The sequence below is a fragment of the Variovorax sp. LjRoot130 genome (genome assembly GCF_964253755.1).
GTDB lineage: Bacteria > Pseudomonadota > Gammaproteobacteria > Burkholderiales > Burkholderiaceae_C > Variovorax.
This window is the reverse complement of the sequence record NZ_CAXURM020000002.1, coordinates 1,068,855-1,080,638: the sequence shown is the minus strand read 5'-3', so window position 1 is coordinate 1,080,638 and position 11,784 is coordinate 1,068,855. Positions and strand designations below refer to the sequence as shown.

Below are 11,784 nucleotides of genomic sequence, written 5' to 3'. Positions count from 1 at the left end.
GATAGGCCCCGCGCCGCAGGGCCTCCAAACGCGCTCCGCGCGCGATGAAGCAAACATCGGCGCCGGCCTTCTGCAGCCACCCGCCGTATAGCAATCCGATGGCGCCTGCGCCCATCACGACAACCCGCATGTTCACTCTCCGGGAAATTGATGTAACGTTGTCGGCCCGCGTAATGCAGCCTGCGTTAGGCCGCCTGTTGATCCGCGATCATGTGCGCATCCCGCTTGTTCCAAGAAAGAAACACAGGCTGCCCCTTTACCCTGGGCTCAGCCGCCTCACTGGTCGCCTCGCGCACCGTCCACGTGACACCTGGGCTGCCCGCGAGTGCCACGCGATAGGTCGTGAATCCGCCCTCATAAACCCATGAGCTGATCGTCGCGGTGACTGGTTGCCCGTTGGCGGGTGCTTCGTCATGCAGGCGCACGCGTTCCGGGCGCACGTTGAGCAGATATCGGCCTGCTGCGCGCGTTTGATGGACTTCGGCGTCGCAAGGCTCGAGGGCGATACCGTCCAAGGTCGTCAAGTTCGTACCCAGCTTGACGGGCAGAAGGTTGGGCGACCCCACGAATTCCGCCACGAACTGTGTTTTCGGCCGCTCGTAGATGTCGCGTGGCGATCCGATCTGGATGATTTTTCCGCCTTGCATGACCGCAATCCGATCACTCAATCGAATGGCTTCCTCCTGATCGTGCGTGACGAACAGGGCGGTGATGCCAACAGACCGAATGACATCGCGCACTTCCTGTTGCATCTCATCGCGCAACTTGCGGTCCAGCGCACTGAAGGGCTCATCCAGCAGCAACAGTTTCGGGTCGGTGACAATGGCGCGGGCCAAAGCAACGCGTTGGCGCTGCCCGCCAGATAACTGACCGGGCATGCGTTCTTCAAAGCCGCCCAAGCGCACGCGTTCGAGTGCAGCGTTGACTTTTGGGGTTCGATCGCGCGGACTCAAACTCTTGCATTTCAAGCCGAATCCGACGTTTTCTGCAACGGTCATGTGTGGAAACAAGGCGAGCGATTGGAACACCATGCCGATCTCCCGCTCGGCCGCCGCCTTGTTGGTCACGTCATGGCCACCGATCAAGATTTTTCCCTCATCCGCGCTCGCCAGTCCGGCAACCATGCGCAGCGTCGTGCTTTTTCCGCAGCCACTGGGGCCCAGCAAGGAAAGGATCTCACCGGAAGGTACCGTGATGGAAATGCCGTCAACCACCGGATAACCATCGTAGATTTTTCCGACCTTCATCAACTCAAGCGCGGCCATGCTCTGCTCCGTACAGGTTTTTAAGTCCGAACATCCGCTCGAGAAGCAGCGCGGCAGCGACGGTCAAGATGACTTGTGCCGCCGATATCGCCGATATCGCCGGGTCAAAGTTGTATTGGAGATATGACAGAACGGCCAGCGGCAAGGTATTGGACCGGGCGTCCGCGAGGAATAAGGAAACGGGAACTTCGTCGAGCGAAATAATGAAGGCGAATACCATGCCCGCGATGATGCCGGGACGCGCAAGGGGCAGCGTCACTTCCAGCAGGATGCGCAGCTCTTTCGCCCCCAGCGTGCGCGCGGCTTCTTCAAGCGTATTGCCTTGCGTCATCAGGCATGAGTAGGTGGTGCGGATGACATAGGGCATGATGACCAATGCATGCCCAGCAATCAGCCGGCCGTGGCCAAGGTCGAAACCGGCAAGCGCGGTCGCTTCCAGAAGGCCGATGCCGGTCACAAGACCGGGCACAAGGACAGGTAAAAGCAGGACCATATCGACCGTGCTTTTCCAGCTTGAAGTCCAGCGGTTCAATCCGATGGCTGCAGATACGCCGACGACAGTTGCGACAAGGGTCGCACAGCACGCCACTAAGGCACTGGTCAAGATGCCCGAGCGGAATGACGCGACCTCCCAAGCCGCTGTGTACCATTTGAAAGTCAGGGCTTGGGTCGAACTCAGCGCGGCGTCAAATCCAAAGGACACCGCCACGATCGCCACCAGCGGCAAGAGTATCCACACCAGCAAGATGACGACGACGGCGTTGAAGGAAATCCGAAGGAAGGAAGCATTCATCTCAAGTGAGAATCTCAAGTGTTCAAGCGCAGGGCCGCCAGACGCTTCCGGTATGGGGTCGTGAGCGCAGCTGTGATGGCGACAGTGCCGACAAGTGCTGCAATGAGGAAGATCATCGCCAGCCCGGCTCCGAAGCCCCAGTCGTAGGAAACGATGTACTTCTGGTAGATGAGCGGCGCCAGGGCGCTGCGTTCGCCGCCCATCAATGCCGGCGTAACGAAGGCCGACATCGCAAGCGTGAACGAGAAGGTGGCGCCAACGGCCACGCCCGGAATCGTCATCGGCAGCAGAATGTCGGCAAAGATTCGCCAAGCGCTGGCTCCGGCCATCTGCGCAGCTTCCAGAATTTCGTCGGTCACGCGGTCCAGGGAAGCGTGTATGGACAGGGCGGGGAAGGCGACGAGCAGATGGGTCAGTCCGAATATCACCGCACCCTCGTTGAACAGGAATTTGACAGGGTGATCGACCATGCCTACCTTCAAAAGGAGCGCGTTCAGCGCGCCCTTTTCACCCAGGACCAGCAACCAGCCGTAAGTTCGCGCAACCACGCTGATAAGCAGCGGGGCGACAACGATCATCATGAGCAGCATGCGCGCGCGTGGCCTGGATTTCCACAATTTCAATGCCAGCAGAAATCCGAGCACGAGCGTCAGCGCCGTGATCGCCAGAGACGACATCAGCGTGCGCGCCAGTACGCGGGGATAGAAATCATCGCGAAAAATGTCGAGGTAGTTCTCAATCGATAAATTCAGCGAGAGCTCGCCCGGCGAAGTTCCGTGATTGAAGCTGTTGACCGCAATCATCAGCAGTGGCAGCCCGAGCAGGACCACCACCATCAATAATGCGGGCGCGAGCAGGTAAAGCGCGCCACTGGAATGCCGGTTCATTTTGTCAGCGCGCGATGGTACGGTTCCACGTCTCGACGTACCTGCGCGTGTTCGGCAGAACCTTGCGCCAGTCAAAAATTATCAAACTTTCAAACGGCGTGACACGCTGAGCAGCTGTCGGTTTGAGCGCGATGTCCGGCCGTGCCGTGCCGCAAACGAGCTCATTGCAAAACGCGGTCTGGCCTTGCACAGAGAGTGCGAAGTCTATGAATTTCTCGCACTTCTCTGTGTGGGCCGTATTCTTTGCGATATGGAATGAGACCAGGGACGGGATCGCCCCCTCGGCAGGGCGTACGAAGCCTATCGGCTTGCCGGCGTCCTGCATGGCATACGCGCGAAAATCGGAAATCACGCCGACGATAGGTGCCTCCCCCGTGTCCAGGAGATTGGCGGCTTCGGTCTGATTCTTGTAGAAGCGCTTCACCCCGCCCCGAATCTTCTCCACTGCGGCGAGTCCGGGGTCGAGGTTGCTTTCGCTGCCGCCGTTCAGTTTGGCGCCCATCATCAACAATTCCCATCCACCGGGCGAGACGATGTCAGGCAGGGCAATTTGATTGGCGAAGCTTGGTGAGAACAGATCCGCCCAGGACTTGGGCGGCGCCTTGACGAGATCAGTTCGGTAAGCGATGCCGAAACTGACAAACTCGTGACCCACGCCTTTTCCGTCGTAGAGGTCTTTCAGACGGGGACGAACACTCTTCATGTTCGGGATTCTTTCCTCCGACAGGGGCTGCACGACATCTTCGGCGACAGCACGTACGGATTCCGGAAATCCAAGCCAAAGAATGTCGATCTCCGGCTTGCGCTTGTTAACGATGGCGCTGGTCAGCCACTCGCTCGGCGAGCCCAGCTTGGGTATCACCTTGATCCCCGTGGCCTTTTCAAACGGCTCAAGCAAGGCGGCACGGAAGGCACGTTCCGACGCTCCTCCATACATGGTCAAGACAATTGGATCGTCGGAGGCAGCCAGGCTGGCTCTCCCGCCCAATGCGAAGGCGCCCATTCCTAACAGCGCTGTGCGCCTCGTCTTCGAAACAATTTCTTTGCCTGTCATAAGGACTCCTGAGCGGTTGTTGAAGGAATGAGGAGGAAGTGACGATCAATGCCACCCAACAGTGCCACTTTGGTGCGGCGGGACTTCATGAGGGGGCAAAGTCGGCCCGGGTACATCTCGACGGCAGTCGCTGGTCGGTGGCTCTCGAGTTCGCCCTGTTTTGGGTCATCGCGCGCGCTCAAGGTGCGCGCATCCCCGCCGCTTGCATTGCCCCGTGGGGCGCTTCTTCGCCAACACGAGGAGGGCCGGCATCGAGCGACAGGCCCTGCCCACGATGTCGCGCATCGGCCGGCCGTCGCAGCGAGCGTCTTGCACCGCTTCTGCAGCCGGACCGAACGCTGGCAAATCGCAGCGGGTGGGTCGGTCCAAGTCGGATTGTCATGGCGCTCGCCGCACGCAGGATTCGGGCCAGCTTACTCGACAAAATTCATAGTTATCGACAAAACTAGAAATCCACGATAACATGCTTGGGCGCCATAGGTAGAGCGACCCCGTCGGTCGCCCAGGTGCCATTCAGCACAAAGGACTCGGCGATGTCGAACCGCAAGGCATTGATTGCAGGAGCAGGGATAGGGGCGCTTGCCACGGGGCTCGCCCTGCTGAAACGCGGTTGGAAGGTGCAGCTGTTCGAGCAGAGTGACGAGATCCGGATCCTGGGCGCGGGCATCTACATCTGGGAGAACGGCCTGCGTGTTCTGGAGTCGCTGGGTGTCTATGCCAAAGTCATCGAAGGCGCCATTCCGGTTCAGCGGCGTGAGCGTCGCGGCGACCGCGGCGAGTTGATGGGCTTCGAGAGCATTTCGCAGAGCGGACGCTGCTACATCCCGCTTCGCCATTCCTTGCTGACGGCCCTGCGCGATGGGTTCATCGAGGCTGGTGGCGAGATCTCATTCGGCATACCAGTCATCGGTGCCGATCCCGAGGGTGAATTGAAATTCGCCAACGGCACGTCGCTGCGGGGCGATCTGATCATTGGTGCCGACGGCATCAATTCGCGCGTTCGCGACAGTCTGGGCCTCTTGCGCTGGCGCCGTTCAGTCGGTCAGTTCGGCTATCGCATCATGATCGATCGCGAGCGTTGGGAGGCCGACGATCCGGTGCGCAGCGTCGTCAGCGAACACTGGAATCGCGGGCGACGGCTGCTCTACGCGCCGTGCACGCGGGAAAAGGCCTATGTGCAACTGACGACGCTGCGGAGCGATCCGCTCTCCGATGCACCGTATGACTGTGGCGCATGGCTGGCAACCTTCCCTCATCTCGCCTGGCTGATAGAGCGCATTCCGTCGAACGGCAAGAGCGACTGGTTCGAGGTCATCCGTTTGAAAGCGTGGTCATCCGGTCGGGTGGCCTTGATCGGGGACGCAGCCAGTGCGCAACCGCCTTTCCTGGGCCAGGGCGGCGGTGTGGCCATGACCTCGGGGCTGGCCCTCGCACACGCACTGACGCGGCACGACGATGTGGCGGCAGGTATCGCCGAATGGGAGCGCGGCGAACGACCATTCGTCGAATGGGTCCAGTCCGTTTCAAGCTGGTATGGCGAACTGGCGCGCCTGCCGCCGAAGCTTCGCCGCATGGCGATCGGCGTCATCGTGGGCAACGAATGGGTGCGTCAGCGCACGATCCGCTGCGCCGCCGTTCGTCCACCGGTTGGTGCCTCGTGATGCCTGCGCATGCCGTCGTCACCTACTTGGAGTGGGCCGCGTGAAACCCAGAGCTTTTCAGTACGAATCGGTGACGACGCTTGATGAGGCCTATGCGCTTCTTGCGAAGCACGGGGATAGCGCGAAGGTATTGGCCGGCGGCCAGAGCCTCGTTCCCATGATGAATTTTCGGGTGAGCTCGCCTGCTGTACTCATCGACATCAACCGGATTGACGCCTTGCGGCTCATCTCCGAGGACAACGGTGAACTGCGCATCGGTGCGCTCACGCGCCATCACCAGATGCAGACGAGCCTCTTGGTTGCGCGCCATGCACCCTTGCTGCGACTGGCGGTCGAGCATGTTGCGCACCTGGCCATTCGCAACCGAGGCACCTTTGGCGGCAGCCTGTGCCAAGCGGACCCGGCCGCGGAGTTTCCGTCTTGCGCTGTGTTGCTGGACGCCACGATGGAGATCGGATCGGCACGCGGCACGCGACTCGTCAAGGCGCGAGAATTCTTTCACGGGCCCTTCACGACGGCCGTTGAGGCCGACGAAATCTTGCTCGCCGTGCGCATCCCGAAGGCGTTGCCAGGCGCACGTTTCGCCATCGATGAAATCTCGCGTCGCCACGGCGATTTCGCAATCGCTGGTCTGGCTGTCAGCGTTTGTCCGCGCGCGGGAGAGGACGTTTTTGAATGGGTGGCGTTCGGTATTGCTGACCGGCCGCTATTGCTCAGCGCATTGCCAGCGCTCTGGGCGAGCCGCCGAGGCACACCCGATCGCCGCGCGCTTGCGCAAGCCATCGCCACCGATTTCGCGCCCCACGTTGACGATGGCGAAGAAGGCCAGTTCAAGCAACGCCTCGCAGCCGAGTTGGTCAGTCGTTGCCTCCAGTCCCTGTCCCAGCCCATACCGCACGGAGCCCCCTGATGGACGAATTTCATGCCGTCACCTTGACGGTCAACGGCCAGGTCCGGCGTTGTTCGGTCGCCGCGCGCACGAGCGCGGCGGACTTCATCCGCCATGATCTTGGCCTGACGGGCACCCACATCGGCTGCGAACACGGTGTCTGTGGCACCTGCACGGTGGTCGTTGACGGAGAGGTCGTGCGCAGCTGCCTGATGTTCGCCGTGCAACTGGAAGGCTGCGTTGTGGAAACCATAGAAGGTGCAACGCAAAGCGGACGCGTCCGAGGGCTACAAAACGCGTTCGTCGAGTGCAACGCGCTCCAATGTGGTTTCTGTACGCCCGGAATGCTGCTGACGGCGGCCGAATTCACTGCCAAGACGCCAACGCCGACGCGCCAGCAGATCCGTGACGCCCTGTCCGGCAACCTCTGCCGCTGCACAGGCTACGAAGCAATCGTGAACGCCGTCGAGCTTGATCTGCAGCGCAGGCCATGAATCCACATCAAACCAAGAAGTCTGGCATCGGGGCTTCCCGTCCGCGTGCCGACGCCCGAGTGCTGGTCGAAGGGCGCGGTCAATATATCGACGACGTCGCGGTTCAGGGAGTTCTTCACGTCGCCTTTCTGCGTTCCCCGTACGCCAAGGCCGAGATCCGATCGATCCGTGTTGACGAGGCAGCGCAATTGGCGGGCGTCGTGCGCGTCGTCGTTGCTTCCGATGTGGCACCGCATTGCAAGTCCTGGGTCACGTCCCAGACCTATCCCGGTCTGACCACGCGCGAGCAGACCTGCCTCGCCACCGACCGAGTCGTGTTCGTCGGTCAGCCTGTGGTTGCGGTTGTCGCGGAAAGCCGCGCCATCGCGGAAGACGCGGTCGAGTTGATCGAGGTTGAATGGGAACCCGAGGACGCCGCCTGCGAACTCGAATTGGCACTCGTTGACGGCGCGGCACGCGCGCACCGTGACCTGGACAGCAACCTTGCGTACCAGGCGCACCTGGGCGACTCCATAGACGATCAGACCTTTCGCCATGCCGCGCTGGTCGTCGAAGACAACTTCCGTTTCCACCGCCTCACGGGATGCTCGATGGAGACACGGGGCGTGGTCGCAAGCTATTTGCCAGGCGACGACAGCATCACCATCCATCAAAGCCACACGGCACCGCACCAATTGCGCTCGCTCTATGCGATGCACCTTGGCATTCCGGAAGGGCGCATCCGTGTCGTTTGTCCTCACATCGGCGGATCGTTTGGCGTCAAGATTCATCTCTATGCAGACGAGATCGCGACCGCCGCGATCTCGCGCTTGCTGGGTCGGCCGGTCAAATTCGTGGCCGATCGCATGGAGTCTTTCATCAGCGATATTCACGCGCGCGAACAGAACCTCTGGGCGCGCTTGGCCTTGGACCACGAGGGCAAGTTCCTCGCCTGGGAGGCGCGCTGCCTGCTGGCCATAGGGCCGTACTCGACGCACCCGGGTTCCAGCGTTCAGGAAGGCGACGAGGCGCTGCGCATTGCCATGGCGCCGTACATGGTTCCGCGTGTCAGCGGCGACCTCGACGTCGTCTTCCAGAACAAGACCATGGTGGGTCAGTACCGGGGCGTCGGCCATCCGATGGGTGCAGCCATTACCGAACACCTGATCGACAAGGCTGCAGCGCTGCTGAAGCTGGCGCCCGAGGAATTACGCCGTCGCAACTTGGCGCCTGACGACGCCTACCCGCTGGTGACACGCACGGGCGTGCCGCTTGAAGCGTTGTCGCATCAAAAATGTTTGAGCCGGCTGTGTGAGTTGATCGATCTTCCGGCGCTGCGCGCCGAGCATGCGGCGCTTCGCGTTCGCGGCATATACCGCGGCATCGGCTTCGCATGTTTCGTTGAACGCACGGCGACCAATGCGCCCACATCGGCGCACATACGCAAGGCCACTGCGCAGGACGGCATCACGCTGAATATCGACCCGTCTGGTGCTGTCCGATGCGCCATCACGGTCACGGACCAAGGTCAAGGCACGCACGAAGTCGTCGCGCAGATCGTCGCCCAAGGGCTGGGCGTGCCTGCCGAAACCATACGCGTGGTTTCGGGTGACAGCCAGGCCACGCCTTACGGTTCGGGGGTGCGTGCCTCGCGCGGCACGGCGGTCGGTGGCGAATTGGCGCTGAAGGCTGCGCGCGAACTTCGCCAAGTGGTGCTCAGCGCGGCGGCGGGTTACCTGAGGGCTTCAGTGGACGCACTCGATCTTCAGGGCGGTGTGTTTTCAGTCGCTGACTCGCCCGACCTGCGCCTGACGCTCGCTGAATTGGCGGAGGTCATTTACTTCAAGCCGCAGTTGCTGCCGCCGGGTCCGCAGATTAATTTCTCCTTGTCGATGCATTTGGGGCACGACTGGCCGTCGGTTGTTCCGACTAACGGCATCCAGGCCAGCCACGTTGAAGTGGACATCAACACCGGCTTCGTGCGGCTGTTGAAGCACTGGGCGGTCGATGACTTCGGCGTCGTCGTGAACCCTTTGCTCCTGTCTGAGCAAGTGCGCGGCGGCATCGCCCAAGGCATAGGTCAATCGCTCTATGAGGAATTGATTTATGCGGGGGCAGGGCAGTTGACGAACGGCACCTTGGCCGACTACCTCGTGCCGGTTGCCGGCGACCTGCCCGACATCGTCGTTGAGCACATCGAAACACCTTGGCCGCACACCAGCCTGGGCGCCAAGGGCGCTGGCGAAGCGGGTGCATCGGGTTCGGTGGGCGCGGTGATGAATGCCGTGAATGACGCGCTGCGCCCGCTGGGCGCCAGCGTGACCGACGTGCCGATGACCCCGGTGCGGATACTGAAGGCGCTGGGGCGTCTCCAGGCGCTTTGAGCTTCAATGAACAACACCTTGAACAATCTGCAATGGCCAGACGCCGGGCGCGTCCACCTGGCGAATGTGAATGTGCCGCGAGGCCTTCTCGATCCTTCAATTGAGCCGGCTGGCTGCAGCGGCCTGACGCGGGTCGATCTGGTCTTGGACCAAGGAACGATTGCCCAAATTCTGCCGGCCGGATCTCCGACCGACGGCGCCCTGGTCGATGCCGATGGCGGCCAATGTTGGCCCACCTTCGCTGACTTGCATACCCACTTGGACAAGGGCCACATCTGGCCGCGTGCACACAACCCGGACGGCACCATCGACAGCGCACGCACCCACGTGCGTGCCGACACGACCCATTACTGGCGCACCGAGGACGTCGAAGCGCGGTTCGAATTCGCGCTCATGTCGGCCTACGCGCACGGCACATCGGCGATACGCACGCACCTCGACTGCTACGTGCCGAGCCAGGAACGCATCAGCTTCGACGTCTTCCGGCGTCTGCGTGATCGCTGGGCGGGCCGGGTGGAATTGCAGGCCGTCGCCCTCGTCAGCACCGACCTCTACGACGACGGGCGCAACGCCGCACTCGTCGGCCTGGTTCAAGAGTCGGGCGGCCTCCTCGGCGGCGTCACGTTTCGCCTGAGTGACGGGGACGACACCCAGCCGCTCGACGGTCGGCTGGACCGGCTGTTCGGCCTGGCCCGGGCGCGGCGCATGAACGTCGATCTGCACGTTGACGAGAACGGTGCGGCAGCTTCGACGACGCTGGCGCAAATCGCACAGGCGGTGATGCGCGCCGATTTCCAGGGCCGAGTGGTGTGCGGTCATTGCTGCAGTCTTTCGGTGCAGGAAGACGCCGTGGCGGCGCGCACCATAGGGCTCGTCAAGGACGCCGGCATCACGCTCGTCAGCCTGCCCCTGGTGAACCAGTATCTGCAAGGCCGCCGGCCCGGGGCGACACCGCGCTGGCGCGGCATTCCGCTTCTGCGTGAGCTGCAGGCCGCCGGCGTGCCGGTGGTATTGGCCAGCGACAACTGCCGCGATCCTTATCACGCATTCGGGGACCTCGATTTGCTGGAGGTTCTGGGCGGTGGCATTCGGCTTGGGCATCTCGACACCGATCTCGCTGAGTGGCCCGGCGCGATCACTCGCCGGCCTTTCGAGGCGATGGGTGTTCAAGGTGGCGTTCTGCGCGTCGGGTCGCCTGCCGATCTGGTGCTGTTCCGCGAGCGCAGCCACAGCGAGCTGTTTGCACGGCGCGGCGCAGGCCGCGTCGTGATCCGCCACGGCAAGCGTATCGATGCGGCACCGCCCGACTACAGAACGCTGGACCACTTGTTCCGGGCGGATATCGAGAAACGTACGGCGCCCTGAAATCCCTATTGAGGAGCAATCAAAATGTCCAGTCAGAGTCTTCAGTCGGCATGGCATCACCTGATGTTGCTGAGCAAGGTCAGTCCCGAAGAGAAAGTGGTGGTCCTGGGCTCGCTCAGTGGCCGCAATCGCTACAAGGATGTAGCGCTGCGGGTGCTCGATGACATGGGTGCTGCGGTCAGCTATGTCGAAGTCGGCAATCCGCACCGTGTCTCGGCATCGGGGCTGCCGGCGCTGCGCGCCGCCGGGCTCATTGTTGACCTGACGCACAGCCACGATCCAGTGTTTCGCCAACTCGGGCGAGACGGCGTGCGCACTTTGACGGCTGTCGAGCCGCCTGAAATTCTGTTGCGCATGTTGCCCCAAGCGTCTGACAAGACGCGCGTCCAGCATGCGCAAAGTTGCATACGCGCGGCGAAAACGATGCGTGTAACCTCGCCCGCGGGTACCGACTTTGAAGTCGCTTTAGGCGAACTCAATGGCAATTGCCAATACGGCTTTGCCGACGACCCCGGTCATTGGGATCAATGCCCAGGCGCCTTTGTCGTCACTTACAGCAACGACGGCTCGGCGCAGGGCACGGTCGTGATTGACGCCGGCGACATGATCTTCCCGCAGAAGGAGTACGTGCATGCACCCATCACGCTGCACCTGGAGAACGGCTACATCACCGCCATCGAAGGCGGCATGGATGCGAAGTTGCTGAAGGCCACGCTGGATGCCTATCGCAATCCCGAGGTGTTCGCCGTGTCGCATCTCGGCTGGGGGCTCAGCCGCAATTCGCGCTGGGACGCTTTGAAATACTTTGACAAGGCAGAGATCGAGGGTCAGGACGGCCGTGGTCATCTTGGCAACTTCCTGTTTTCGACCGGTCCCAATCTCTCTGGCGGCGGTACCCGGCGCGCGCCCATGCATCTGGACATTCCTCTTGCGGGCTGTTCGGTCTATCTGGACGGCAAACCGATGGTGCTCGATGGTGACGTGGTCTCGCCTGAACAGCGCCCGAGTTGAAG

The 11,784-nt window shown here is 61.9% G+C and carries 10 protein-coding genes and 1 pseudogene; 6 read left to right on the top strand and 5 right to left on the bottom strand.

Annotated elements, in window-relative coordinates; all coding sequences use genetic code 11:
* Nucleotide 1: 1 nt before the first annotated feature.
* The 5 genes and pseudogenes from ACSQ86_RS34985 to ACSQ86_RS34965 form a co-directional block, all read right to left on the bottom strand.
* A pseudogene (locus ACSQ86_RS34985) lies at nucleotides 2-115 on the bottom strand (ketopantoate reductase family protein); the annotation flags it as partial.
* Nucleotides 116-185: 70 nt separating this feature from the next.
* Nucleotides 186-1,265 (bottom strand): ABC transporter ATP-binding protein, encoded by a 1,080-nt coding sequence (locus ACSQ86_RS34980; RefSeq protein ID WP_436297394.1) that lies wholly within the window; start codon nucleotides 1,263-1,265, stop codon nucleotides 186-188.
* Nucleotides 1,252-2,058, bottom strand: a complete 807-nt coding sequence (locus ACSQ86_RS34975) for an ABC transporter permease (RefSeq protein ID WP_436297393.1) — start codon at nucleotides 2,056-2,058, stop codon at nucleotides 1,252-1,254. Before ACSQ86_RS34975 ends, ACSQ86_RS34980 begins: the two co-directional genes overlap by 14 nt.
* A gap of 14 nt (nucleotides 2,059-2,072) precedes the next feature.
* Nucleotides 2,073-2,945 carry an ABC transporter permease gene (locus ACSQ86_RS34970; protein ID WP_436310750.1) on the bottom strand — a complete coding sequence of 291 codons (873 nt, stop codon included), beginning with the start codon at nucleotides 2,943-2,945 and terminating at the stop codon, nucleotides 2,073-2,075.
* A 4-nt stretch (nucleotides 2,946-2,949) separates the two neighbouring features.
* Complete coding sequence (locus tag ACSQ86_RS34965; protein ID WP_436297391.1) at nucleotides 2,950-3,999, bottom strand: ABC transporter substrate-binding protein; 1,050 nt, start codon at nucleotides 3,997-3,999, stop codon at nucleotides 2,950-2,952.
* A 533-nt stretch (nucleotides 4,000-4,532) separates the two neighbouring features.
* On the opposite strand from ACSQ86_RS34965, the gene ACSQ86_RS34960 reads away from it, so the two are divergent.
* The 6 genes from ACSQ86_RS34960 to ACSQ86_RS34935 are packed head-to-tail and all read left to right on the top strand — an operon-like array spanning nucleotide 4,533 to nucleotide 11,782.
* A complete protein-coding gene (locus tag ACSQ86_RS34960; RefSeq protein WP_436310749.1) occupies nucleotides 4,533-5,660 on the top strand; it encodes an FAD-dependent oxidoreductase in 1,128 nt (375 codons plus the stop codon).
* A gap of 40 nt (nucleotides 5,661-5,700) precedes the next feature.
* Nucleotides 5,701-6,570, top strand: a complete 870-nt coding sequence (locus tag ACSQ86_RS34955) for an FAD binding domain-containing protein (protein ID WP_436297389.1) — start codon at nucleotides 5,701-5,703, stop codon at nucleotides 6,568-6,570.
* Nucleotides 6,570-7,043 carry a (2Fe-2S)-binding protein gene (locus ACSQ86_RS34950; protein ID WP_436297388.1) on the top strand — a complete coding sequence of 158 codons (474 nt, stop codon included), beginning with the start codon at nucleotides 6,570-6,572 and terminating at the stop codon, nucleotides 7,041-7,043. Before ACSQ86_RS34955 ends, ACSQ86_RS34950 begins: the two co-directional genes overlap by 1 nt.
* Nucleotides 7,040-9,406, top strand: a complete 2,367-nt coding sequence (locus tag ACSQ86_RS34945; protein WP_436310748.1) for a xanthine dehydrogenase family protein molybdopterin-binding subunit — start codon at nucleotides 7,040-7,042, stop codon at nucleotides 9,404-9,406. The genes ACSQ86_RS34950 and ACSQ86_RS34945 overlap by 4 nt, the downstream gene beginning before the upstream one ends.
* A 6-nt stretch (nucleotides 9,407-9,412) precedes the next feature.
* The gene (locus tag ACSQ86_RS34940; protein ID WP_436310747.1) at nucleotides 9,413-10,771 is read left to right on the top strand and encodes a cytosine deaminase; all 1,359 of its coding nucleotides are present in this window, start codon (nucleotides 9,413-9,415) and stop codon (nucleotides 10,769-10,771) included.
* Nucleotides 10,772-10,795: 24 nt separating this feature from the next.
* Nucleotides 10,796-11,782 (top strand): 2,5-dihydroxypyridine 5,6-dioxygenase, encoded by a 987-nt coding sequence (locus tag ACSQ86_RS34935; RefSeq protein WP_436310746.1) that lies wholly within the window; start codon nucleotides 10,796-10,798, stop codon nucleotides 11,780-11,782.
* The last annotated feature ends 2 nt before the right edge of the window (nucleotides 11,783-11,784 follow it).